The sequence below is a fragment of the uncultured Psychroserpens sp. genome (assembly GCF_947501425.1).
Lineage (GTDB): Bacteria > Bacteroidota > Bacteroidia > Flavobacteriales > Flavobacteriaceae > Psychroserpens.
In genome coordinates, this window is the sequence record NZ_CANMVN010000002.1 from 220,020 (window position 1) to 245,994 (window position 25,975).

The window sequence follows — 25,975 nt, forward strand, 5'->3', positions numbered from 1 at the left end:
TATGAAAGCTAAAACATATTCAATTTTTGGTGCAGGTGCAGCAGGATTATATACCGCTTGGAGATTACTCAATGGAAAAGCAAAAAAAGGAAAAGACCAAAGAATGCTAAGAAAAGGCGACGTATTAGAGCTTTATGACTGGGGGAAATATGATTTCTCTAAAAATAATTCAGGTACTAGAGCACCAGGAGCACGTGTGTGCACATGGCACTACAAAGACGATAAAAATAATTCGTATTTAGAATTGGGAGGCATGAGATACTCGTTTTGGGATGGTAAACCAATGGGCGAAGGTCATCGGGTAGTTACAAAAACCATTGAGAGGCTTGGTTTAGACAAATATGCTGTACCCTTCAATGAATCATCAGATCCGTTGATGTCGTTACGAACAAGAAACATGTATATTTCTGAAGTAAATTCTAACCAACCTGCACCTTATTCAGTAAATAATTACGGAGCTGATTCTCCTCCAGATGACGAGTTTAAAACCATAGAATCTGTTGCCATCACAGAAGAATCAGGACCTAAAACCAGAAGAGAATGGTGTGATTTTTATCAGAATGGAAAAATAAATATTGACATGCCAGAAAGCTCAGTATTCCAAAAAGGTGATCTGCTAAAAGACATAGGCTATTGGAATTTAGCTTATGACATGCTTGGTCAGGAAGGCTTTAGTTATTTAGCCGACGGCAACGGTTATTCCTCTAATGTAGTCAATAGTAATAGCGCTCAGTCGTTTAGTGTGAATGATGAATTTACACCTGGAACTGAATATAAAACTCTAACTAAAGGGTTCTCTAGTCTATTTACTGGTTTATTTGTTGATATCGAAAAGCTTGCTAAAAAGAAAGGCGTCACATTACACTATCATCCTGATGTAAGGCTACGTTCCATTCTAGACACAAAAAAGGGCATTCATTTTACAACAGCCACTCGTCAAGCACCTGATAAACTGGCAGAGAGCAAAACTTGTGATGCTGCTTTTCTTGCAATGCCAAGAAGTGCCATAGAATTAGTAGCGCAAGGCACTCGCTATAGTGATAAAGATGGCTTGGACGTGCTCAATCATGAAAAAGTTCAACTTTATCTCGAATCGGTAATCATGGAACCTTCCTATAAGATCGGAATGTTTTTTGACACACCTTGGTGGAGAGAAACGCCTGATGGTTCGCCTAAATATCCTGCCAAATTGACCTCTTACTTTTTGACTTCCGAAGGTATTTCCGAATTAAAACGTCATAAATTTCCAGCTAAATATATCAAAGAGTTACAACATGCTAAGCATCCACCTATTCTGAATACGTCTTACACAGATAAAAATACATTCATAGAAGCTGTGGAAGCTCATACTAAAAAACGCTTGACTTACGAACAGGAACAACTCATTTTGAAAGTTGCTGAATTGGATACCATTGGACCAAGCATTACAGATATGCCAATAAGGCAAGTGGTATACTTTGGAGACAATGCGCTTAAAAAGAAAGGCAAAAAGATCTACGGAATTCTCGCCAGTTATGATGATATTCAATACACCGACTTTTGGAAACCTTTAGAACTAGGACCAAAAGCTAAACGTAAAATTCCAGAGTCTAGAGATGTTCAACCTTTGGAAGGACCTCGTGATGCTCCACCAGTCATGATTAAAGCATTACGTCAACAGCTGGCAACATTACATTTTGGACCACAGGCTGATTATTCATCTGTACCAATGCCATTAGAGACTAAATACATGGATTGGTCGCTACCACCATTCAATGCTGGTTATCACGCCTACAAATCTCATTTCAATATGAGAGATGTACAGCAAAATATTAGAAAACCATCTCAATTGATTAAAGGTAAGAATAGTGAGATATTCATTGTAGGTGAAACCTATTCTAATGATCAGGCATGGGTTGAAGGTGCGTTTTGCACATCAGAATCTGTGTTGAACGAGTTTTTTAATATCGAACCAATTATAGACGAAAAACACTATCCGTTTATTTGTCCGTAAAACATAAAATCAATAGTAACAGTCAACCAAAAACCATCTCTAAAGGATGGTTTTTTTTACAGCAATAAAACCTGTAAATTAGAGCATCATTATTTTTAATTTAAATAGGACTTCTGAATTCGTAAGAACATTGAAAGCCTTGAACACTCTAATCATGCTAAGAACATCTCTTTTTGTAATTCTATTGTTTACACTATATACTAATCATGCTGATGCACAAAATCTAGAGAACCTTAAAGAAATCAATCAGGTTTGGGATAAGTTCTACAAAGCGTTTGAAACCCAAGACTATAGCCTAATGGCAGATATTCATTCTAAAAAACTAATTCGTATTTCTGGTGGCAGATCTATTATTGACTACGATACCTACATTAGTAATTACGAAGCCGGATTTAAAAGAGATATCAATAATAAAGACACCAGTACTATTTCATTACGCTTTTTTGAGCGTATAAACAATGACTCAACAGCGAGTGAAAGAGGTGTTTATAAACTCACAAGAAATAAAGGTAAGAGTAATGAAAAAACCTATTATGGGCAATTTCATGTCATATTCTCTAAAGAAAATGGTGTATGGAAAATAACGATGGATTATGACTCTTCAGAGTTTGATACTATAGGTGAAGGTGATTACCAAAAAGCTCATGCAATTAATGATTATGAAAAGTTTATAAAACAATAAAGTGAAAATCATATCCACAAATATTGCCCAACCCACTACATTTTTATGGAACGGTAAAAACGTTAAAACAGGCATTTATAAAATACCCATAAACACCCCTATTTTTCTCGGAAAAGAAGCTGTTAAAGGTGATGAAGTATCAGACCGAAAAGTTCATGGTGGAGAGTTTAAAGCTTGCTATTTATTTTCTGCAGACCACTATCCCTATTGGAAGAATCTATATCCCGATCTGGATTGGACCTATGGTATGCTTGGTGAAAATTTAACTGTTGATGGTTTAGATGAAAAACAAATTCATATTGGTGATATTTACAAATTAGGAAATGCTTTGATTCAAATCACGCAACCAAGAGAACCTTGTTTTAAATTTGGAGTAAAGTTTAAATCACAAGACGTTTTAAAGCAATTTATTGAACATAGTTATCCAGGTACTTATGTTAGGATTTTAGAGGAAGGATCTGTTAATATTGGTGACACGTTTAAACTTACTGAAAAGGCTAGAAACAGCATCTCTATTTACGATTTTTTCCAACTTTTATTTTCTGAAGTAAAAAACAAGGCACACATTAGAGCTGTTCTTGATAATGATGCCTTACCACAACGAAAAAGAGATAAATTGAAACATTATCTATAAAAATTATTAACTCTTAAACTATGACAAAAACTCCTGGCTTTACAGAAGGAAAATTAATAGCTTTTGACATCTTAACCAACGGTAAGAAAATACGAGATACCATTGAGATTACTGCTATTGAAATTGAACAAGAGGTCAATTTAAATGATCAAGCTTATATAACCATAAATGACGAAAGAGACGACAATAAAAGCTTTAAAGTGACCAATTCTGAAACTTTTAAATTGGACACAAATATTGAAATCAAATTAGGTTACGACTATGCGCAATTTTCGGTGTTTAAAGGGACTATTCATGGGCAATTATTAACTAATTCAACTGAATCTGATTTTCTAAATATCATTTGCAAAACAAATGACATCAGACCAATTGATGAAGATTTCTCGAAAGCACCCGTTTTACAAATTGATTACGAACAGGATGTTATAGCATATGAATTGTTATTACACAAAGATAACCTAACTCAAATTGAAGGATTCGTTTCGTTCAAAGGCTATGCAAACACTAATGTAAACGATACTCTGATTCTTAAAAATTTTGGAGATAAATTCAATAAGATTTACCGTATCACTAAAGTTATTCATCATATTTCAAATGGCGACTGGATAACCACTGCTAATATGATTAGTCAACCCTAAATAAACATGCATATCCCATTTTCTGACAAACTCAACTTTTTTAAATTTTCACTAAAGAAAAATTCTGGTCCGTTATCAATCGGACTCATTTTCATAATCATTGGTGTAGTACTCATGTGCATTGGTTACTTTATTGCTGACAACAATTTTCTAATCGGATTTGGTTTTACATTTTTCAGTTTCAGTGGTTCGTTTCTATTATATACGATGCCTTCAAGCTTTACTCATTATTATGAGCAGGCGCTCACAAAAAAATATGGTAAATATTCCATTGCTAAAGTCATTAAAAAGCGGGTTGATGATTATTCATACACTTCAAACACCTTTGAAAGTGGGCAACTCAAACATTACGAAGAGTTTTTGTATGTTATAGAGTTTCAGTTTGATCATGACCACACAACCTATTATAACGAGTGCTTTTTTGAAGACAAAACAATATACGACGCCATTACTTTAGATACTCCTATACCTATTAAATTCTTAAGAAATAATCCTGAAAAAGTTACGGTTAGACTTCGAAAACTTTCCAATGACCTTGGCCTTTCCCAATCGTCTAAATAGATCTATACATTTTAAATTGATTGAGCTGTTATGTAACATTTGTTACATGCGCACATGACAATTATCATGTTATTTTCTGGTGTTTTGAAGTACCTTTATTAGGCCCTTAAAACATGATAATCATGTGATATTTGATACAATATTTATCAAATATTACAACTAAATATATAATCATGAGATCAATTTTCACAAAATTTCTGTATGTACTATTTTCAGTATCAGCAATGGCACAATCGGGTCATATTATGCAAGGTGCTGGATCAGTTAATATGTCTATGGGAGGTGCGTCGACTGGACAACCTTTAGATATTTCAGGAGCGTTACAATGGAATCCAGCATCAATATCAACATTTGACGGTACCATTATCAGTCTAGACATTGGTTTGTTTTCTTCATCTCCAAGACTTTTTTCAACAGTTCCAGAATTTGACACATCAGGACAACCAACTGGAAACTTCTTTTCAGGTATGACTGAAGATGACAGAGGACTTTCTCCAATGCCTGCTTTAGGCGTCGTTTGGAGCAATGCAAATAGCAAACATACTTTTGGTGCTTCTGCATTTGGTATTAGTGGCTTTGGAGTCACATTTCCTGAAAGTATGACCAACCCTATAAATATGCCACAAAGTATGGGCGGATTTGGTAGAATAGAATCTGATTATAGTCTTTTACAAATTGGATTCACATGGGCTTATGAACTCAACGAGCATTTTTCGATAGGTGTTGAACCTACCTTCAACTATGCTACGTTAGAGCTTATGCCTAACCCTACTGCCGACCCTAATCAAGCAGGTTATCCATCGACGAATAAAGCTACGGCAACAGGATTCGGAGGTCAGATTGGTCTTTTCTATGATTCTAATTCTGGTTTTAAAGCTGGATTATCTTACAAGACAACACAATCCTTTAATAATTTCGAATTTGAAAACACCTATTTAGACAATTCAACAAGTACTAATGAATTTAATATGGATTATCCAGCTATATATTCTATAGGTTTAGGATATTCAAAATCTGATTTTGACATTGCTCTGGATTATAGATTAGTGGATTACGAAAATACCGATGGTTTTTCAACTACAGGTTGGACTCCAACAGCATCTGTAAGTGGTTTTGGATGGGAGAACATCTCTATTATTTCAGCAGGTATTCAATATAAAGGTATAAATAAGCTGCCTTTAAGAGTTGGATATACTTACAGCTCTAATCCCATTAATGAAGACGTTACTTTTTATAATATTCCAGCAACAGCAATTATTAAAAATGCATTTCAATTTGGTGTTACCTATGAAGTTAATGAACGCTTTAATTTGAATGCCTTATATCATCATGGTGATAGTGGTGGTAAAACATCAGGACAAATTTTAAATCCAGGATTTACACAAGACTTCCCTCCTTATGGAGCTATTCCAGGAAGTAATGTGTCCTATGATATGACTACAGACCTATTCATGATAGGATTTAACTATACGTTTAAACGTAAACAAGACGATACAAACCAATAACACTTTAAAGATGAAACAGTTACTTATATTAGGAGCAGGAACATCAGGAACGATGATGGCTAACCATTTAAGAAAAGCCTTATCAAAAAAAGAATGGAATATAACAATTGTTGATCAGGAAGAGACACATTATTATCAACCAGGATTTTTATTCCTACCATTTGATATCTATAAAACGAAACAGGTAAAGAAAAAAATTGAAAAATTCATACCAAAGGGTGTCAAGCTGCTCAAGGAAAAAATAAATAGAATTGATAAGGATAATGATTTGGTTGTACTCGAAAACGAGAATATCCTCCAATATGACATTTTGATTATTGCTACAGGAACCAATATAGCTCCACAAGAAATTGAAGGTATGCTTGGCGATCACTGGCAAAAATCGGTTTTTGATTTTTACACTTTTGAAGGCGCCAGAAACTTAAGAAATAAATTACGTACATGGGAAGGTGGAAAATTAGTAGTTCATATTTCTGAAATGCCAATTAAATGTCCTGTTGCACCATTAGAATTTGCTTTCTTGGCAGATTCCTATTTCATAAACAAAGGCATGAGAGACAAAGTAGATATTACTTACGTTACACCTATGTCTGGTGCGTTTACAAAGCCTATTGCTACTAAGGAATTAGGACATCTGCTTGAGCAGAAAAATATTAAAGTGGTACCTGATTTTAATATAGAACGTGTTGATGCTGAAAATCAAAAAATTATTGATTATGGCGAAGAAGAAGTTGCATACGATCTCTTGGTCACAGTACCAACTAATATGGGAGACGAGCTAATAGAACGATCTGGTTTTGGTGATGAACTTAATTTTGTTCCTACAGATAAAACCACACTTCAAACTAAGGTAAAAGATAACATCTTTGCTATTGGTGATGCTACAAATATCCCAGCATCCAAAGCAGGATCTGTAGCCCATTTTGAAGCTGAAATTCTAACTGAGAATATCCAACGTTATATTCAGGGTAAGGAATTAAAAAAAGAGTTTGATGGTCATGCCAATTGCTTCATAGAAACAGGTCATGGTAAAGCATTATTGATAGATTTCAATTACACTCAAGAACCTGTAAAAGGCACATTCCCATTTCCAAATGTTGGCCCACTAAGCCTTTTAAAAGAAACACATATGAATCATATGGGAAAACTCGCCTTTAGATGGATCTACTGGAATATGTTAATCAAAGGAAAACATATCCCTTTTGTATCTGCCACAATGAGTACATCAGGAAAACAATTAGAAACAACAAATAACTTATAGAATTATGACAACTACTGAAAAAACATATGCAGGTGTTTGTGTCACCTGTAACGAGCAAGGCTACTTAACCAATTTTGAACAATGGAATAAAGATGTAGGCCTTGCAATTGCAAAAGAAGAACAAATTGAGATGACAGATAAGCACTGGGAAGTCATTCAGTTTTTACAAGAACAACACAAGAAGCAAGTTCCACTTAGTATTAGAAAAATTGGAAAAAGTGGTGTGGTTAGTATCAAAGAGTTCTATCAACTTTTCCCAAAAGGCCCTTTGAAAATATCAAGTAGAATTTCTGGTATTCCAAAACCGGTAAGTTGTATATAAAATAGTTTAACCTCTAAACACAATGATCATGGAAAACGGAGAAGACAAACCTATCAAAAAGATGATGCTCATCCTTTCAAAGGCGACTATAGATAATGTTTATGCTTGTTTCATATTAGCCAATGGAGCTAGAATGGAAGGTATAGAATCTGAAATATTTTTTACGTTCTTTGGATTGGAAGCCATTCAAAAAAAGAAACTCGAACACTTACATGTAGCAACAGTTGGTAATCCCGCTATGCATATTCCAACACTATTAGGAGGTTTACCCGGTATGGAAGCCTTAGCGACTAAGATGATGAAATCTGAAATGGAGAAACTCGACATTCCACCAGTTGGTGAATTCTTAGAGATTCTTGCAGCATCAGGCACAAAACTTTGGGCTTGTAAACTTGCAATGGATATGTTCCATATTGAAGAAAAACACTTAATTGATGATTTAGATGGCGTGCTCACCGTTGGTGATTTCTATGTCAGAGCCCAAGGTGATAACACCCATCTTTTATTTATTTAACTTCCAATAATTACAAACGGAAAACCACTTTACATGAGTAAGGTGGTTTTTTAATTTAGACTCTAAGTTTTAAACTATCTTTGTCCACAAATACATCAATATGTCATTTAAAGACCTAAAACTTAACAGACCTATTTTAAGAGCTGTTGCCGAAGCTGGTTATGATAACCCAACGCTGGTGCAGGAGCGCACAATTCCTTTGGTTTTAGATCGAAAGGATATCATTACTTCCGCGCAAACTGGCACAGGAAAAACTGCAGCATTTGCTTTACCAATCTTACAGTTATTATTTGACAGACAAGACGCACCCAAAAAAGGAAAGAAGATTAGGGCTTTAATTGTTAGTCCAACTCGTGAATTAGCGATTCAAATTGCCAAAAACTTTACAACCTACAGCACATATACCAATTTAAGATCTGCTGTTATTTATGGAGGCACCTCTATTGAACCGCAGAAAGATATTCTTGCTAAAGGAATCGATATTTTGGTAGCAACTCCTGGTCGATTACTTGATCTACATAAACAAGATCTTGTAAATTTAGATTATATAGAAACTTTTGTTTTAGATGAAGCCGATCTCATGTTAGATATGGGATTTATTGATGATGTCAAGAAGATAGAGCGTTTATGTCCTGATGACAAACAAACATTGTTATTCTCAGCAACAATGCCATATAAGGTAGAGCAATTAGCCAACTCGATTTTAAAAGATCCTGAACGTATTGAAGTGACACCAACATCTTCAGCAGCTAAAAATGTGAGTCAGTTGTTGTATTATGTTCCAAAGCGTAACAAGATAGAATTATGCTTACATCTTCTCAGAAATGAGATTAAAGGAAGCATTCTCATTTTTAGAAGAACAAAATTTGGTGTTGATAAATTACATCAAACCTTATTAAAAAATGGTTACAAAGCTGAACGCCTGCATGGTGATCGTTCACAAAATGAGCGTCAGAATGCGCTAGCCGATTTCAAACGCAATAAGGTCAATATTCTTATTGCTACAGATGTTGCCGCTCGTGGTATAGATATTAATGAATTAGATGCCGTCATTAATTTTGATCTTCCGAATGTTCCTGAAACCTATGTACATCGCATTGGAAGAACTGGTCGTGCAAGTCATATGGGTCATGCTTATTCATTCTGTTCTGCCGATGAAAAAACATATATCAAAACGATCCAGCAATTAATCAATGTGCAAATCCCTATTGAAGACAACCATCCTTATCCTCTAGATCCAAAGGCAAAACCTATTGTCCATAAGAAGAAAGGCAGTAAGTATAAAAAAGGCAGAAAAAGTCAGGCGTCTAAAAAGAAAAAGAAACGTTGGTATTGATCATAAAAAAACCAAGAGTAATAACTCTTGGCTTGATTTGATTTGCTCTGGATTCTTATTCAAAAATAATCTCAACAAGGTAGTAGTTTGGAATATTAAAAACGCGTCCCCATTCTTCAGGTTTATGCTCACTTCCTGCAACATCGCAGTACTTTTTCCATCCCGTTGTTTTATCGATATAAGGCAAAAAATAGCCCATAATCAAGGTATTAGTGTTTACCGCTACTGACATTGGATCAGAAGTTTTTAAGAAATCATGCAATGCATATTTATCTTTAGAAACCTTGATATCATACAATCGTGGTGTTGAAAACCTATCGAACATAAAATTCATTTTAATGGTATTGTCTAATTGGGTTTTGACATAATACTTAAACTCAAAAACCGAATCAGTAATAGCTGGTATATAATTAAACTTACTACTATCCATAATGGTATCTGTTTTAGCCAGAGAGCCATTAGTATATTCTTTTACCATTAGCCTGTAATCCTTGCCTTTAAGATCATCACCTGTAAAGCTAAGTTTGATCGTTTCTACCTCTTGAAACCTCAGCAAGTCTTGCAATTCTTTATTATCAGAACCATATTTGGTTTGCAGTTTAATGTTACTATTTTGCGCGTTTAGTGTGCTGAAGCAAATCAATGCCACAGCTAATGTGATTAAATGTTTCATATGAATTTATTTTGATTTAATGAATGTTTCGTTGGCTGTGTAAAGAATACCTCTAACCATATCTAAATTGATAGCTCCTGAAAAATGCCCTTGACCTTTAGCTTTACGTTCCATCATGTTGAATTTTTCATCGCTTTTTGTAGGCTGCATGGTAATAGACATATTTTCAAAATGATTAACCGTATTATTACCTATAACACTTAAACTGAAGTCGTAAGTTTCAGGATAGAAGAAATATAACTTGGTATACTCTGAAAAGAGATCAAATCGTTTGAAATCTTTAGCCCAATTATATAACCAATATTCGCCATTATAATCAGTAATACTAACTTTATCTTGAATCTCGCCAATTTCAATTTTAGAGAATTCAGAATTGATGGATACATTTTGCAGACTTCCTATTTTTCCATTGATAACATTATCAAAAGAAAAGTTGCCACCAGAAATTCCTTCAAATTCAAAACTGGCATCATTAACTTTAAAATTATTGTAATTATTACTTAGGTATTTTCCTTCTAAAGTACCTTTTTTTAGGTTTAATGATATCTCATTGGTCACATCATCTAAAAATGAAATTTGTGCCTGATTCCCTATAATTTTAACGTTTACAAAAGCAGGTAGTTTGATTACAAATCGGCTCTTATACATTTTAACACGTTTAAAATCTATATCTTTCTTCTCACCATTTTCACTGAGCATTTTTAAGTTTTTAAAAGGCAAATTTTTAAACTCACCTCCTCTTATCTCTTGTAATAAAGAATCTTTAGATTTTCTCTGAATGGTATCATTAGCTTTACCAAATTTAAAATCGGTATCCTCTAAAGTTAACCCAAAAGGAGCGTCAAGCTGGTAAGCCACTTTTGAAATATTTTGAAAACTGGAGGCATTAAGCGTTACCGTATTTTCAAATTGTACCGCTTCAATTTTAATGTCATTTAAAAAAGACTCCATTTCTTTTTTAGAATATTGGCTAAACTCAATAGTGTAGTCGAAATGAACTTTCCCATCTGTGGAGGCTTCAATAGCAACTGTAGTATTCTCTAAATTTAGGAGGGTTGCGGTGCTTTTATTGACCTCAAAACTTTGAGAATACACCGTTTTTTTCTGTGCGGAAACTGAAACTGATGTGATGAGCATCAGCGTCAATAGTTTAAATGTTAATCGTTTCATAGTGTTCGTTTTGTTGATTTAATGATTTGATATGTTCTTGAATATCTTTTAAAAGCTGAAGTCGGGTTTGAAGATTTTCAACTAAAGCTTCTATAACCATAATATTGTTATTGTCAGCTTTAAATTGTTTTGAGATATCCTTATAATCTTTATCCAGATCATCCAGTTTAGCTCTGTATCGTTTTACTAATTTATCATCATTAGCAATACTTATAAAACTCTGCCATTCTTTATCAATATTTGCCAGATATTGCTGTTCTATAAGCTCAATCTGAGTTTCTATTGGTGCTTCTTCTACAACTTGATTAGTGACATTTTCAGTAGTTTTGAAGATGGTAAAGGCCAGTGCCACAAAAAGGATCACAATAGCAGCTACTTTAAACATATAATTAGTACTGAGTTTTGACTCACGTCTTGGTCTTGACGCTTTCAACTTCTCATAAAATTCTTGTCTATGGCTATCTGGTAAACGTTTACCTGACGCGTCTTCGTCTTTAAAAAAATCTCTAATATCTTGCTTCATTGTAATATGTTTTTATAAGGTTTTGAAGTTGTAATCGACCTCGTCTTAAATGTGTTCTGCTGGTTTGTTTAGGAATATCAAGAATGCTTGATATTTCCTCGTGATCATAACCTTCAATAAGGTATAACTTAACTACAATCTGATACTTATTTGATAACTTCTCAATTGCATTGAGTACTTGTTGCTTGGTGATTTCTGAATGAAACTCCCAATTATTATCATCTTCTATCGTTAAATCATTTAGTTCTGATTCTATAAAATTCAATCGCTTCTTTTTCAATTGATCAATACACTGGTTAATCACTATTCGCTTGAGCCAGACTCCAAAAGTGAAATCAGACTGGTAACTATCCAATTTTGTAAATGCTTTTAGAAAGCTGTCTTGCATAGCATCCTTTGCGTCTTCTTCATTTAAGTATCGACAAGCAATTTGAAACATAGCATCACAGTAAAGATCGTATAGCTGCATCATTGCTGCTTCATCTCCTTTCTTGCAGCGATCAATTAAAATGGCATTTGCTTTAGACATTTGGTATTGGTTAGTGTTCAATATTAAAAACGACAGAAAAACTCCTGCGTTTCAAAATTCTTGATTTTTTTTCACAAAAGTGATTATCTTTAATCTCAAAATCCAACCAGTGAGTCAAGATTATAACAATCCTGCGTTTAAAAAACTACTTCAAAAACTCCAGGAAGAGAGTTGGCAGTTAGAACTGCTTATTTCTGGTTTTGCCATTTTTGGTTTGTTTCAGGCAGCTAACCCATTAGGTATTGCAGCACAAGAAGCTAGAAATAATGAACAAATATTCTTGTTTATTATTCTTATCGTAGCTTCAGTGTCATGTTATATTTTATTATTTAATCTTCTATTGCATGTCATTTTACGAGGACTATGGATTGGTGCTTTAGGACTCCGATATGTCTCTGGTGATATTGATTATGAAGAATTAAAATACAGTCCGAGATTCACAAAATACCTCAGAAAAAAAATTGGTTCTTTTGATCGCTATATTGGAAGTTTAGAAAACTATTGTAGCATTATTTTCGCAATATCTTTCCTATTGATTTTTTATGTTATTGCCTTTACACTAACAATAGCGTCTATAGCACTTATTGCTTTTTATCTCATAGATAATGACAACAGTATACTCATGACTGTTGGTATTATTCTTGTGATTTTTATTGTCTTTGGAATGTTTTTTACATTTATTGACTTTATTACCCAAGGATGGTTAAAGAAAAAGAAATGGACATCTGCTATTTATTTCCCAATTTATTGGGTTTTTAGTTTTATTACACTCTCTTTTTTATACCGACCACTAGTTTATAATTTTTTAGATAACAAATTTGGTCGAAGAATCAGTCTTATTTTAGTTCCTTTATATTTTCTTATTTTAATAGGAACAAGTCTTAGATATGAAAAGTCTAACTACATAAAACTAGGAACATCATCTAATGAATTTAGAGCAAACACATCTAATTATGAAGATTTATTAGACAAGGATAAAGGTCAGTTCATAAGAAATGCCGCTATTCCGTCTAAAGTGATTTCAGAAAATTATCTGAAAGTATTTATTGTCTATAATGAATATACCGAAGATGTCATTTTTGATTTCAAACCAGAATTAAAACCAAAAAACGATGTCCGTGGATTAGGATCTGACATTCGTTTTAGTAATGATTTTAGTGACAATTCAAGACGTGATAGCCTAAGACCTATATATATGAAAACTCTTAACGACATCTATTCGTTTAAAGTAGATTCTCTGGAGTTAGACTCAGAATTTGTTATTAGCGAAAGTAAAACTGGACAGTTTGGATTTGAAACCTATTTAGATTTAAAAGATGTGGCCAATGGGAAACACCTGTTGAAAGTCTATAGAAAGCGACTCAGAAATAAGGACACGTTATACAGCAGACGTGCAACCATCCCGTTTTGGCATTTTAAAGATTAAGCCTCCAGTCGCTTATCAAAATAACGCTTAAGCAACGGAATTTGCACACAAAACATGAGTCCGAATAATACTATCGAATATATCATAGTTTGAGACATATTAAAACCTGATAATGGATTGGAAATTTCATAATTCAGGAAACGATCAATACCTATCTCACTCAACCAGCCGCTTTCAACATTAGAAGAACCTAAAACCAAATATCCTAAAACACCAACAAAAACAATTGCAAGTAAAGACCAAACACGTTTAGATATCAAAGGCACGTAGGTCGTAGCTTTAGAACTATTTAAGGCCGTTATTTGAGACATGACCGTTTGTGTAAAATCAAATGACGGACTCTCTATTGCTGATTCCCCTATCACTTTTCGAGATAGGTTATCTAAATGTTTATCTGCGTTCTCGTTCATAATGTTCAATAATTTCTGGTTCTAATTCCGACTTTAATATAGTTGCCAATTTTTTTCGGCATCTAAACAATTTCACCTTAATTGAATTTACAGTGATACCTACTATCTGAGAAATGTCATCTAAAGATAGGTCATCAAAATAATATAAGGTCAATAAAAAACTATCTTGACTTGGCAATCGTTTAATACATCGCTGTATCGCTTCCTCTCGCTCTTTAGTTTCTATTTGGTCTAATGCGGTATCCATGGTTTTTACCTGATGTGCTGTAAATTCGTTGATTTCAACATCATTCAAATGCTTTTTGTTCTTCTTTATACGATCCAAACATGTATTGTAGGCAACACGATAGATCCACGTTGAAAACTTAGAATCACCTTTAAACCTATCTAAAGACCTATACGTTTTTATAAATGTATCTTGTGCTACCTCTTCAGCTTCTTCTCTATTTTTCAGCATTCGCAACGCCAAAGTGAACACCAGATCTTTATAATTATCCACCAGTATCGAAAATGCATTTGTATCGCCTTCGATGATTTGATTGATGAGTATTTGGTCGTTGTTGGTGGTCATTTTGTGTTAAGACGACTTCATTAACCTTTAGGTTACAGTTTCAGAAGAAAAAAAAATTAAAAAATCTGTAACCAAAATTCAAAACCTATCGTCATAAGCTCAGAACATTTAAAATTAATCAATTAAAAACGAAACATTATGGGATCAGAATTAATCATTATACCAATCATATTTGGTGCTATCTTTGGAGTCTTCTATTTATATTTTTCAACACGAAACAAGGAACGCTTAGCACTTATTGAAAAAGGCGCAGATGCCAGTATTTTTATGAAAGGCAAACAACAAACAGCACCAATTTGGAAGGTCCTTATACTCAACCTCGCTCTATTACTTATGGGAATAGGTGTTGGAACATTCATTGCATCTGTACTGGATAATTACACCACATTAGACGAAGACGCTGTGTATCCTGCCACTATATTTTTCATGGCTGGTGTTGGACTTTTTATTGGCTTTAACATGACCAAAAACTTAGATAAAGAATAAAACATATCTAACCAATCCATTTGAAAACCACTGTTAATCTGCAGTGGTTTTTTTATTTACATAGACTTAATGTGTATATTTAGCCATAATGAACTCCATTCTACACATCATGCAAATGAAATACAAACTATGCAACCTACTGCTTTTGAATCTCGTGTTTTTTTCGAATGCACAAACTAAAATCATTGATGAAGACACCAAATATCCTGTCTCATATGCTACGATTTCATTTGGTGACGGACAAGGCCTATTTGCTGATGATGACGGCATGTTCATCTTTACAAAAAAACTGTATCCTGATGTAGATTCCTTATTTATTTCAGCTCTAGGGTATAAAGATGTAGCTTTAGCAACGTCTAATATACCTGAGCTTATAAACATGCAGGTTGAAGCTGACAAACTTGATGAGATTATAGTTAACGCTAAAATAGATCGCAAGTATAAAAAGGAAAGTATAAAACCCTATCTGGATGATGATTATTACAAATGCTGGTTGCCAACCATAGAAAGTGAGATTGCTATATTTTTTCCTAACGGAAATGAGAAACTTAAAAAAATCACTTCTGTTGTTTTTCCTTTTGCCTTAGAATCCAGAGACTGGAAAAAGCGTAAACGTTCCAATGCTGATAAACGTAAATTTTCTACCCTATTTAAGGTGAAATTCTATGAGAATAATAATGGACTTCCTGGTAATGTAATGACTTACACAAACATTGTATTTAGAGTTACTGAAAAAAATGGAGATGAGTTTGAATTGGATGTATCTGAACACAACCTTTTTATACCAGACAACGGGTTTTTCGTATCACTTCAGGTATTAGGCTACACTGACCAAAATGGAAAGTTATTACCAAATAAAAAGTACAAAGAGATTAAAGGCAAAAACGGAACTGTTAAAATACCAACTAACTTTAGACCTCTACTCCCATTTACGGATGAAATCAACTCCTATAACACCTATGTAAAACGCGTGTTTATTAGTGGTAATAACTGGGTTCAGTTTAAAAAAGGTAATGGTATTGAATCTAGTTTGCTACGCACCAATCTCAATAATTATGGTGTTGGTATTAATTACAATGTTTATAAAGATGAATAATCCCTGGCATTTATACCTTATGGCTGCGATGTACTTTATTGCAGGTGTCATGCATTTTGTTAAGCCTAAAATGTACATGCGTATTATGCCAAAATATTTACCAAAACACAAACAATTGGTTTATCTCAGTGGAAATGCTGAAATGGCGTTAGCTCTTGGATTATGTATTTCCAGTTTACGAGATATAGCAATCTATGGTATCATAGCCATGTTAACTGTATTTCTATTGGTACACTTTTACATGCTCTCGAGTGAAAAGGCTGGAGCAGGTATTCCAAAGTGGATTTTGATCTTGCGTATTCCGTTACAATTTGGATTGATGTATTGGGCCTGGTGGTATTTGTAATTAATCCAACTTAGGTAATTTCAATTGTCCAAGCACACTTTTTTGCTTCATTAATTTTTCAATCTCATCTGCTGTTCGAGGAGCTTCGGCAGATAAATTAACTGGTCCATTTTCGGTGATTAAAATATCGTCCTCAATACGAACAGCTATTCCATACCATTTAGGGTCACAGTCACTTCCATCTGGAATATAAATTCCTGGTTCAACAGTAATAACCATATTAGCTTTTAAACCACCATAAGTCCCTGGATCATGGACATCTAAACCAATGTGATGTGAAGTCCCGTGAGGAAAATACTGTCGTGCATCACTAGCACTTTTTGCGATACCTAAATCAACTAAACCTTGATAAATTACTTCTCTTGCAGCCGTATCTGGTGAGCGCATAGTATTACCAATTACAGTAGCTGCAATACCTGCTTCCTGTGCCCTATAAACAATGTCGTAAATAGCACGTTGTTCATCATTAAATTTTCCGTTTGCTGGAATGGTTCGTGTAACATCTGCTGTATATCCGTGATATTCTGCTCCCAGATCCATAAGCACCAGATCATTCTCAACTTTCATTTTAGAGTTTTCAATATAATGCAGCACACACCCATTATTTCCTGCGCCAACGATACTAGGATACCCCTCATATTCACTCCCATATTTTTTGTAGATATACTCATGAACACCCTGAATCTCAGTTTCAGACATTCCGGGATGCATAGCCTTCATAATTTCGCGTTGTCCCATTGCCGAAATACGTACCGCTTTCTTTAGCAACACTAATTCTTCGGGAGTCTTTACTTCACGTAGAGAAGCCATTAATCGGTATAGTGTTCTAGTATCTGTCTTAACGGTTTCAGCCTCTACATTGGTGTTAGCATCTACTTCAACATCATCGGTTTTATTTTCAATAGTATAATTATCCACAAGTTTAATCTGCGTTTTAAACGATTGAATAAGATCGTATAAATCAGCATTGTTTCGCGTATTTCTATAATCATCTGCAAAATCAAAATACAACACACTATCAAAAGCGGTAAAATCAATACCAGAATTTAAAAATGAACTTCCTGCAGAAGCATGTTCAAAACCTAGCTTTACTTTAGCACCTTCTACACCTAGTCGTCTTCCTGTCCATTGCTCAGCTCTTGGGTTTCGTTCTTGCACGTATAGTTTTTCATTGAATTTATTTCCTGTTTCATCGGTTTGTTCTTCTGAAAAAATGACCAACACAGCATGAGGTTCTTTATACCCTGTTAAATAGTAAAAATTTGGGTCTTGATGATAGACATAATCAACATCATTAGCACGATTTCTCACTGGATTAGCGAAAAATACTGCAACGCTATTGGCTGGCATCGACTTGCGTAATGCATCCCGTCGCTCTTTGTGGAATTCCTTACTTAGATAATCTTCAGGTAAGCCCTCTTGAGCAAATCCGATAACTATGGAAAAAAAGAATATTAGAACTGTTACAATAGCTTTCATAATACAATCGTTTTAAGATTCTGAAAATTAAGAATAATTAAACGCTTCCAAAGAAAAGATTATAATATTAACATATTTTTAATGGCGTAATATGTATAAAACTCTTCCGAAGAATTAATTATTTTCGATACTTTTGCGAAACAAATTTTGAATACAAATTACCAAGTATTATCAACTAAAAACAATAAGATGAAAAACACAGCTTTAACCGCAACTCACGAAGCTCTTGGTGCTAAAATGGTACCTTTTGCAGGCTATAATATGCCCGTACAATACGAAGGTGTAAACATAGAACACGAAGCCGTAAGAACTGGTGTTGGTGTGTTTGATGTATCTCATATGGGTGAATTTTTAATCGAAGGTCCTAATGCTCTTGATCTTATTCAAAAAGTATGTAGTAACGACGCATCAAAACTAACTGTTGGGAAAGCCCAGTATAGTTGTTTACCTAATGACGATGGTGGCATTGTTGACGATCTTATTGTATATAGAGTTAAAGATGAAACTTACTTACTTGTAGTCAATGCTAGCAATATTGAAAAAGACTGGAATTGGATTAGTTCAAAAAATGATGTTGGTGCAGACATGCGTGATTTGAGTGAAGATTATTCCTTACTAGCCATTCAAGGTCCGAAAGCGGTTGAAGCCATGCAAAGTTTATCAAGCCATGATCTTTCAGGTATTAAATTCTACAACTTTGTGGTTGGTGATTTTGCAGGAATTGAACATGTGATTATTTCGGCAACTGGTTATACTGGTAGTGGCGGATTTGAAATCTATTGCAAGAACAATGAGGTAAAACAAATCTGGGATAAAGTAGTTGAAGCTGGTGCAAAACCTATTGGATTAGCAGCACGTGACACCTTGCGTTTAGAAATGGGCTATTGTCTCTACGGAAATGATATTGATGATACAACATCTCCTATTGAAGCTGGTTTAGGATGGATTACCAAATTCACAAAAACATTTACAAATTCTGAGGCCTTAGAAGACGAAAAACGTCGTGGACCAAAACGCAAATTAGTCGCTTTTGAATTGGATGAGCGTGGTATTCCTCGTCAAGGATATGATATTGTAGACTCTAGTGGAAAAACCATTGGAAATGTAACATCTGGAACCATGTCGCCAAGTTTAGCAAAAGGTATAGGCTTAGGGTATGTACCAACAATTTTTAGTGAAGTTGGTAGTAAGATCAATATACAAATACGTAAAAATGCAGTACCTGCTACTGTGGTTAAACTTCCATTTTACAAAGGATAGTTTATGCTTTGAAGTGTGATTAATGAAGGAATTTGAAAGTAAACATCGAATCTTAATTTTAGGCGCCAGCGGCTTTATAGGTAATGCCATCTACAAAGAGCTATGTGCTTATTTTAAGACTTTCGGTACCTATCGTATTCCGAAGAAACACTACCAGAACAACCATCATTTTTTCCAGTACAATGTTGAAGAAGACGATGTTTATGAAATCTTAGAAGCCACAAAACCTTCAATAATAATTTCATGCTTACGTGGTGATTTTCGTGCTCAAACCATTGCTCATCAACATATTGCCGAATACCTTTTAGAGCATGATAGTAAGATTATATTTTTATCTTCTGCTAATGTTTTTGATGCTTACAGTAAGTATCCGAGTTACGAATTCGACAAAACCTTAAGTGATAGCATTTATGGACATTTTAAGATCAAAATTGAAAATATGCTACTGCGCCTTCCAAAGGAAAAAGTAGCTATTGCCAGATTACCAATGGTCTTAGGTTCTCAATCACCAAGACTTCAGGAACTCAAACAGCATTTGGAAGATAAAACCGCTATTGAAATCTTTCCAAATATCATCATGAATGTGACAACCGACTCAAAAGTCACTCAACAAATTCATTACATGATCAATAGGAACAAATTTGGAATCTTTCATTTGGGCAGCACAGATCTTGTACATCATGATGAGTACATCAAAGATATTATCAAACAGTTATCTTCTAAAAACGGTGTGACTTTTAAACATGTATATACAACAAACGAAGATCGTTATCTCGCTGTACTCCCAAAATTCAATAAACTACCAAAACACTTAGAGATAACCAGCTCTGAAGTTCTTGATGATCTCTTAAAGTAAATTAAAGAGCCGTTTAAAGTAAAAATTATTCTGTTCGTCTTTTTTTATAGTTTCAAACACTTATATCTATTATTTTAGGTTAAAATATCTTACATTTAAATAAAAATAAGATTGACTATGAGTTTGATGAAAGACGAGAACATTGAAAAAAGACTACTTCGTTTTCCCGATTGGGAACACAGAAACAATACGTTGTATGCCGAATTTGAATTCGATAATTTTAAAGATTGCTTTAGTGCAATGAGCAGAATTGCTTTTGAATGCGAAGCTCAAAACCATCATCCTGAATGGACTAATGTCTATAACGTTTTGAAAATATCTTTATCTACACACGATGCTGACGGTATCACAGAAAAAGATTTTAAATTGGCCGAAGCTATTGAGGCCATTGTTGAAGTTCAAGACTAATTTTGGTTCGATTTTTGATCCTAAAACCCTATCTATTCAGTAGTTATGCTTAAACGCTTACTCTTATTACTTTTTGTTTGTACAATATCCTTTGCTTTTGGTCAAGAGGATAATTTGTTTTGTGAACAGGTACAAGCACTACAAAAAAAGGTGAGACAAAATCATTATCAACCTAAACGAATCAATGACAGCTTATCTACTTATGTATTTGATCTGTTTCTAAAAAGTTTAGATGATGATAAACGTTTACTTACTAAGAGTGATGTGGAAACTTTTGAAAAAGACCGCTATGCTATAGACGATTACATTAAAAATAATACTTGTGATTTTATCAATAAATACATTGAGGTATTGTCTGAACGCATTTACAATTCAAAAAAAATAATCAGCGCTTTAGAGAATGAAATTTTCGATTACTCTGGTAAAGACACACTTCGCTTTAAACCTGAATCCACTTTCCAATACTTTAAAGATGATGTTGCTATAAAACGCTATTGGAGCAAACGAATGCGTTATAATATTCTGCATACTTTAGTTGAAAATGATTCTACATTAGAGCGACTTGTAAAGAACTTTAAAACCTTAGAAGCTGACTTAAAACCTAAGCTAATTCAAAAAGAACTTTGTAAACTTGAGGAATTACAGAACCGACTGGGAAGTATTGAGAGTTTTGTAAAAGAGTCCTTTTTAAATGCTTATCTGCATTATCACGATCCCAACTCTACATTCTTCTCTGCTACTGAAAAAGACATCTACGAAAACTCCTTATCTAATGATGCTTTATCCTTCGGAATAACCACCGCAAAAAATGACAATGGAGATATTGTTATAGCTCATATCACTCCTGGTAGTGCAGCTTTTAATGATGGAAACTTTGAGGTTAACGATATAATAAAATCACTTCAAGCCGATTCTGAAACACTGGAAACCTATTGTGTATCCAATAATGATGTTCTGGCATTTACTACCGACAAAAAACACAATACAGTTATTTTTAAGATTAAAAAGCAAAATGGCGCAGTAAAAGACATCAAGCTTACCAAGACCAAGACTAAGATTGAAGAGAATACTGTATCTGGATATATTATCGAAGACAAAACAAAAATTGGATACATTAATATTCCAAGTTTTTATTCAGATTTTGAATCACCAAACGGATTAGGTATTGCAAATGATGTAGCTAAAGAGCTTTATAAGCTTCAAAAAGAAAAGATTGAAGGCTTGATTCTGGATCTTAGATTTAATGGTGGTGGCTCTATGAGAGAAGCTGCTAATCTTTCGGGAATGTTCATTAATAAAGGACCACTTTCAATTTTAAGGTATAACAATGGTGAAACATTCACCATAAAAGATTTTAATAGAGGATCTGTATTTACAAAACCAATTGTAGTACTGGTAAATAATTACAGTGCTTCTGCATCTGAATTCTTTGCAGCAGCTATGCAAGATTATAACAGAGCTGTAATTGTTGGAACTACAACACATGGTAAAGCTTCAGCTCAAGCTATTTTACCATTATCTAATAATGAAGCTCTTGGATACTCAAAACTAACAGTAGAAAAATTTTATCGAATAACTGGTAAAAGTCATCAAGCTAAAGGTGTTGTACCTGATATCATGTTACCAAATATTTATGACGGTTTTAAAACTCAAGAACAGTATGAAACTTTCGCGCTAAAAAACGATTCAATACCTACAACGGTTAAAATTCCGAAGTTAAAACCTTTACCAATTCAAAATCTTAAGAAGAGAAGTCTAACTCGTATTAGTGATGATTTACCTTTCAAATCTATCAAAGATCTTAATCAGCTTATTTTAGAGAACTACTTCAATTTAAATCAAGAGTATCAACTCACATTAGAAAATGTGCATAAGGACATGACAGACTATCGTAAACAATGGGAAGTTTTCAATGAGCCGATTCTTTCGCATCAATCTAATTTCGTAGTAAAAAATTCAGCTTACACTAAAGAAATCGTGAGTTATAATGAAGATCAGAAACTCCTAAACAAAACTGTATTAAACGATATCAAGCAAGACATTTACATTGAAGAGGCACAAGCCATACTTCAAGATTTAATAAATTTAATCCCTCTAAACTAAACATGAAAAAGTTTACCCTTATCACATCACTGGTTCTAGTGTTTGTGAGTTCTACATTGACTGCCCAAAATTTTAAAACCGCATCAGAATATCTAGATTTTGTTGGAAAAGAACAGCAAGCTGTAACTAAAAGCATGTGGAAATACACCAAAGCTGTTGCTCATAGTAAAAGTGATAGAAGTATTGATGGCAAACGAAAAAACTTATTAAAGACAGTCGATAGAGCAATTGCAAAAATTCAAAAAGCCAATGGTTTTGATGGCGATGATTATAAAAATAAGGTACTGAAACATATGACCTTTAATAAGAATTTGCTCAATCATGATTATGCTAAAATCATTGACATGAAAGAAGTTGCTGAACAATCCTATGATGCTATGGAAGCTTATATTTTAGCTCAGGAAATGGCTGACAAAAAAATGGAAGAATCACAACAAGACTATGAAAAAGACTTTTACGAATTTGCTGCTAAACATAATATCAATATTATAGAAAGTGAATCTGATCTTGGTAAAAAAATGAAAATTTCTAATGAAGTTTTTGAGCATTACAACGATCTGTATTTAACCTATTTTAAAGTCTACATAAATGAGGTATATCTATGGGAAGCTGTAGAGTCCAACGATGTAAGTGCCATTCAACAAAACGCTAATGCATTAAGTGCTGCAGCAAAGGAAGGCTTAGAAGTCTTGAAGACCAAAACCACTTATAAAAATGATACCTCAATTATAAATGCTACTAAAAAGGCATTTGAATTCTTCATAGATGAGAGTGAAAATCAAATTCCTAAAATAACCGAATTCCTGATCATCAATGAAGATTTTGAGAAGATCAAAACAACCTTAGAGCAAACTTCAGAACGTAAGCGCACCAAGGAACAAGTGGACAATTACAACAAAAAGGTAAAGTCTATCAATAAAGCGGTGAAAACTTATAATAAGGTTAACGCAGATCTTAATACAAAGCGTCAAAATATTATTAACGGACTTAATAATACTAACGCTAACTTTTTATCTAAACATATCCCTAAAGACTAGTAAGACGTATTGTCAATTCGATATAATTTCAATAATTTTGGGATTCATTAAAACTACTTAAAACAGAATACGAATGGGAAGAGCGTTTGAATTTCGCAAAGCAAGAAAAATGAAACGATGGTCTGCAATGAGTAAAGCCTTTACACGTATAGGCAAAGACATTGTAATGGCTGTAAAAGAAGGTGGACCAGATCCTGATAGTAATTCTCGTTTACGAGCAGTCATCCAAAATGCGAAGGCTGTTAACATGCCTAAAGATAACATTGAGCGTGCTATAAAACGTGCTTCAGATAAAAGTCAGGGAGACTTCAAAGAAGTGATTTTTGAGGGTTATGCTCCACATGGCATCGCTGTATTGGTTGAAACTGCAACCGATAATAATACACGTACTGTAGCCAATGTACGTAGCTATTTTAATAAGTGTGATGGTAGCTTAGGAACATCAGGGTCAGTTGTGTTTATGTTTGATCACACCTGTAATTTCAGAATCAATGCTGAAGGTTTAGATCCGGAAGACATTGAATTAGAATTTATAGATTATGGTGCTGAGGAAGTCTTTATTGACGATGACGGTATTTTAATATATGCACCTTTTGAGAGTTTTGGAGCTATTCAAGCCGAATTAGAATCTCGTGGTATTGAGATCCTATCCTCAGGTTTTGAACGTATTCCACAAGTCACAAAAAAGCTAACTCCCGAACAAGCTGCTGACGTGGAAAAACTTCTTGAAAAAATTGAAGAAGATGATGATGTACAAAACGTATATCACACCATGGAGGAATCTACTGAAGATTAATTATATCATACTGAGCGGAGTCTAAATGACAATGATATTTTATTTGTCACACTGAGCGTAGCGAAGAATCTCAACATACAATGTAGATGCTTTTCTCATGACTCCTTCCGAATGACACAGATACCTCAAGAATTTTTAGCTTCAATCCACTTACTCATAAACTTAGTACTTTGCATGGTATGATGCTGAAGCATTTGTCCGATAAAATTCTGTTGTCTATATGTTTCTAAATCTTCTAGTACATTGGTTAAACGTCTGGTGAATTCTGATTCATGTAGAGCTTTTGAAAATTGGTTTTGCAATAGTTCAAACCCAAGATCCTGCTGCGTCTTCCAAAGTGATTGCTCTTGATATAAAGTCACTGCATGAGAGACAAACTCGTCAGCAGTATCACAAATAAAAGGCTCTTTTACATCATCAATAATCCCTTCTACTCCAATGGATGTTGATACAAATGGTGTTCCATTTCTCATAGCATCAAACAGTTTTCCTTTCAATCCTGCTCCAAACCTGATTGGTGCTAAAAGCACCTTAGCCTTCTGCATGACGTCATCAACATTTTTAGTAAATCCCTTAATCAAAAATCCTTCTTGTTCATTATGCAATTGATGAACCTTTTGGGAAGCATAAGCACCATAATTGTGTAATTGAGCATTTGGAAGTTGTTGCCTTATACCTTTCCATATCGTATCCTTCAAATATAGAAGCGCATTGTAATTGGGTTCATGAAGAAAATTTCCAATACTTATAAAATGTTGACGTGATTCAAAATCAGGAATTGAAGCTCTTTTTTCTTCGGAAATATCTGCTATCAAAAATGGTAAATACTGAAGAATTGCCTCATCCATCTTAAACGTATTTTTGAGTAAGGACATTTCAGCTTTAGAAATGATTAAACTTAGATCACATCGGTAAATACTGGCAATTTCTCGCTTTGCAGTATCACTAAAGAGATGATGATTTGTTAACTGAGTACCAGATTTATATGCCTGTTGTCTTGCACGTCGTAAAAAGTGCAGATCTTCAGTGTCTAAAAGTTTTAGAGCTTTAGGACATTTGCTGGAAACACGCCAGCCAAATTGCTCTTCAGTCATAAAGCGATCAAACAAAACCACATCAGGTTTGAGCTTTAAAATGAAATCGTCAAAACCCGAGTCATTGAGCACTATAGTAACTTTCTCTACACCTACAGAAGAGAGGTCAAAAGCATTATCACTTTTAGCACATGCACTTGCAAAAGTGATATGATAATCTAGCGATTGAAAAAAAGAAATAAGCTGCATCATCCTGCTACCAGCAGCAGAACTCTTAGGCTCTGGCCAAACAAAGCCTATGATAAGTAACTTTTGTTTCAAAAGAG

Annotated in this window: 28 protein-coding genes; 20 read left to right on the forward strand and 8 right to left on the reverse strand. The window is 34.1% G+C overall.

Annotated elements, in window-relative coordinates; all coding sequences use genetic code 11:
- The first annotated feature begins 1 nt into the window (after position 1).
- From Q0951_RS03470 to Q0951_RS03515, 10 genes are all read left to right on the forward strand, one after another.
- Complete coding sequence (locus Q0951_RS03470; RefSeq protein WP_299334299.1) at positions 2-1,993, forward strand: hypothetical protein; 1,992 nt, start codon at positions 2-4, stop codon at positions 1,991-1,993.
- Between the two features lie 154 nt (positions 1,994-2,147).
- A complete protein-coding gene (locus Q0951_RS03475) occupies positions 2,148-2,675 on the forward strand; it encodes a nuclear transport factor 2 family protein (protein WP_299334301.1) in 528 nt (175 codons plus the stop codon).
- 1 nt (position 2,676) lies between these two features.
- Positions 2,677-3,309, forward strand: a complete 633-nt coding sequence (locus Q0951_RS03480; protein ID WP_299334303.1) for an MOSC domain-containing protein — start codon at positions 2,677-2,679, stop codon at positions 3,307-3,309.
- Positions 3,310-3,329: 20 nt separating this feature from the next.
- On the forward strand, positions 3,330-3,947 hold the full coding sequence (locus Q0951_RS03485; protein ID WP_299334304.1) for a hypothetical protein: 618 nt from the start codon (positions 3,330-3,332) through the stop codon (positions 3,945-3,947).
- A gap of 6 nt (positions 3,948-3,953) precedes the next feature.
- Complete coding sequence (locus Q0951_RS03490) at positions 3,954-4,508, forward strand: hypothetical protein (protein WP_299334306.1); 555 nt, start codon at positions 3,954-3,956, stop codon at positions 4,506-4,508.
- A gap of 173 nt (positions 4,509-4,681) precedes the next feature.
- Positions 4,682-6,013 carry an OmpP1/FadL family transporter gene (locus Q0951_RS03495; RefSeq protein ID WP_299334308.1) on the forward strand — a complete coding sequence of 444 codons (1,332 nt, stop codon included), beginning with the start codon at positions 4,682-4,684 and terminating at the stop codon, positions 6,011-6,013.
- A 10-nt stretch (positions 6,014-6,023) separates the two neighbouring features.
- Entirely contained in the window at positions 6,024-7,274 is a 1,251-nt protein-coding gene (locus tag Q0951_RS03500; RefSeq protein ID WP_299334310.1) for an FAD/NAD(P)-binding oxidoreductase, read from the forward strand.
- Positions 7,275-7,278: 4 nt separating this feature from the next.
- Positions 7,279-7,596, forward strand: coding sequence for a TusE/DsrC/DsvC family sulfur relay protein (locus tag Q0951_RS03505; protein ID WP_299334312.1), 318 nt, complete (start codon positions 7,279-7,281; stop codon positions 7,594-7,596).
- Positions 7,597-7,624: 28 nt separating this feature from the next.
- Entirely contained in the window at positions 7,625-8,110 is a 486-nt protein-coding gene (locus tag Q0951_RS03510; protein ID WP_299334313.1) for a DsrE/DsrF/DrsH-like family protein, read from the forward strand.
- 100 nt (positions 8,111-8,210) lie between these two features.
- Entirely contained in the window at positions 8,211-9,446 is a 1,236-nt protein-coding gene (locus Q0951_RS03515) for a DEAD/DEAH box helicase (RefSeq protein WP_299334315.1), read from the forward strand.
- Between the two features lie 55 nt (positions 9,447-9,501).
- Here Q0951_RS03515 and Q0951_RS03520 read toward each other — a convergent pair whose 3' ends face one another.
- The 4 genes from Q0951_RS03520 to Q0951_RS03535 are packed head-to-tail and all read right to left on the reverse strand — an operon-like array spanning position 9,502 to position 12,341.
- Entirely contained in the window at positions 9,502-10,119 is a 618-nt protein-coding gene (locus Q0951_RS03520) for a hypothetical protein (RefSeq protein WP_299334317.1), read from the reverse strand.
- A gap of 6 nt (positions 10,120-10,125) precedes the next feature.
- Complete coding sequence (locus tag Q0951_RS03525; protein ID WP_299334318.1) at positions 10,126-11,289, reverse strand: hypothetical protein; 1,164 nt, start codon at positions 11,287-11,289, stop codon at positions 10,126-10,128.
- The gene (locus tag Q0951_RS03530; protein WP_299334319.1) at positions 11,270-11,812 is read right to left on the reverse strand and encodes a hypothetical protein; all 543 of its coding nucleotides are present in this window, start codon (positions 11,810-11,812) and stop codon (positions 11,270-11,272) included. The genes Q0951_RS03525 and Q0951_RS03530 overlap by 20 nt, the downstream gene beginning before the upstream one ends.
- A complete protein-coding gene (locus tag Q0951_RS03535; protein ID WP_299334321.1) occupies positions 11,796-12,341 on the reverse strand; it encodes a sigma-70 family RNA polymerase sigma factor in 546 nt (181 codons plus the stop codon). The genes Q0951_RS03530 and Q0951_RS03535 overlap by 17 nt, the downstream gene beginning before the upstream one ends.
- 109 nt (positions 12,342-12,450) lie before the next feature.
- On the opposite strand from Q0951_RS03535, the gene Q0951_RS03540 reads away from it, so the two are divergent.
- Entirely contained in the window at positions 12,451-13,767 is a 1,317-nt protein-coding gene (locus Q0951_RS03540) for a hypothetical protein (protein ID WP_299334324.1), read from the forward strand.
- Here Q0951_RS03540 and Q0951_RS03545 read toward each other — a convergent pair.
- Together Q0951_RS03545 and Q0951_RS03550 are read right to left on the reverse strand one after the other, a co-directional pair.
- Positions 13,764-14,177 (reverse strand): hypothetical protein, encoded by a 414-nt coding sequence (locus Q0951_RS03545; RefSeq protein WP_299334326.1) that lies wholly within the window; start codon positions 14,175-14,177, stop codon positions 13,764-13,766. The genes Q0951_RS03540 and Q0951_RS03545 overlap by 4 nt on opposite strands.
- Complete coding sequence (locus Q0951_RS03550; RefSeq protein WP_299334329.1) at positions 14,158-14,748, reverse strand: sigma-70 family RNA polymerase sigma factor; 591 nt, start codon at positions 14,746-14,748, stop codon at positions 14,158-14,160. The genes Q0951_RS03545 and Q0951_RS03550 overlap by 20 nt, the downstream gene beginning before the upstream one ends.
- A 138-nt stretch (positions 14,749-14,886) precedes the next feature.
- Here Q0951_RS03550 and Q0951_RS03555 point away from each other — a divergent pair, with 138 nt between their 5' ends.
- The 3 genes from Q0951_RS03555 (at position 14,887) to Q0951_RS03565 (ending at position 16,676) form a co-directional block, all read left to right on the forward strand.
- Complete coding sequence (locus Q0951_RS03555; RefSeq protein WP_299334332.1) at positions 14,887-15,234, forward strand: DUF6249 domain-containing protein; 348 nt, start codon at positions 14,887-14,889, stop codon at positions 15,232-15,234.
- Positions 15,235-15,349: 115 nt separating this feature from the next.
- On the forward strand, positions 15,350-16,330 hold the full coding sequence (locus Q0951_RS03560) for a hypothetical protein (RefSeq protein ID WP_299334335.1): 981 nt from the start codon (positions 15,350-15,352) through the stop codon (positions 16,328-16,330).
- On the forward strand, positions 16,323-16,676 hold the full coding sequence (locus Q0951_RS03565) for a DoxX family protein (protein ID WP_299334338.1): 354 nt from the start codon (positions 16,323-16,325) through the stop codon (positions 16,674-16,676). The genes Q0951_RS03560 and Q0951_RS03565 overlap by 8 nt, the downstream gene beginning before the upstream one ends.
- Here the strand turns inward: Q0951_RS03565 and Q0951_RS03570 are convergent, their stop codons facing one another.
- Entirely contained in the window at positions 16,677-18,155 is a 1,479-nt protein-coding gene (locus Q0951_RS03570; protein WP_299334340.1) for an aminopeptidase P N-terminal domain-containing protein, read from the reverse strand. It abuts the gene before it with no gap.
- Positions 18,156-18,344: 189 nt separating this feature from the next.
- On the opposite strand from Q0951_RS03570, the gene gcvT reads away from it, so the two are divergent.
- The 6 genes from gcvT to Q0951_RS03600 all read left to right on the forward strand — a co-directional run bounded on the left by gcvT (position 18,345) and on the right by Q0951_RS03600 (position 24,615).
- A complete protein-coding gene (gcvT, locus tag Q0951_RS03575; RefSeq protein WP_299334343.1) occupies positions 18,345-19,415 on the forward strand; it encodes a glycine cleavage system aminomethyltransferase GcvT in 1,071 nt (356 codons plus the stop codon).
- A gap of 22 nt (positions 19,416-19,437) precedes the next feature.
- Positions 19,438-20,271 carry a sugar nucleotide-binding protein gene (locus Q0951_RS03580; RefSeq protein WP_299334345.1) on the forward strand — a complete coding sequence of 278 codons (834 nt, stop codon included), beginning with the start codon at positions 19,438-19,440 and terminating at the stop codon, positions 20,269-20,271.
- Positions 20,272-20,388: 117 nt separating this feature from the next.
- A complete protein-coding gene (locus Q0951_RS03585) occupies positions 20,389-20,679 on the forward strand; it encodes a 4a-hydroxytetrahydrobiopterin dehydratase (RefSeq protein WP_299334348.1) in 291 nt (96 codons plus the stop codon).
- Positions 20,680-20,724: 45 nt separating this feature from the next.
- Positions 20,725-22,782, forward strand: a complete 2,058-nt coding sequence (locus Q0951_RS03590) for a S41 family peptidase (RefSeq protein ID WP_299334350.1) — start codon at positions 20,725-20,727, stop codon at positions 22,780-22,782.
- Positions 22,783-22,784: 2 nt separating this feature from the next.
- Positions 22,785-23,819, forward strand: a complete 1,035-nt coding sequence (locus Q0951_RS03595; RefSeq protein WP_299334353.1) for a hypothetical protein — start codon at positions 22,785-22,787, stop codon at positions 23,817-23,819.
- Positions 23,820-23,892: 73 nt separating this feature from the next.
- Positions 23,893-24,615: a YebC/PmpR family DNA-binding transcriptional regulator gene (locus Q0951_RS03600; RefSeq protein WP_299334355.1), complete on the forward strand. Its 723-nt coding sequence runs from the start codon at positions 23,893-23,895 to the stop codon at positions 24,613-24,615.
- 125 nt (positions 24,616-24,740) lie between these two features.
- Here Q0951_RS03600 and Q0951_RS03605 read toward each other — a convergent pair whose 3' ends face one another.
- A complete protein-coding gene (locus Q0951_RS03605; protein WP_299334358.1) occupies positions 24,741-25,970 on the reverse strand; it encodes a glycosyltransferase in 1,230 nt (409 codons plus the stop codon).
- Between the last annotated feature and the right edge of the window lie 5 nt (positions 25,971-25,975).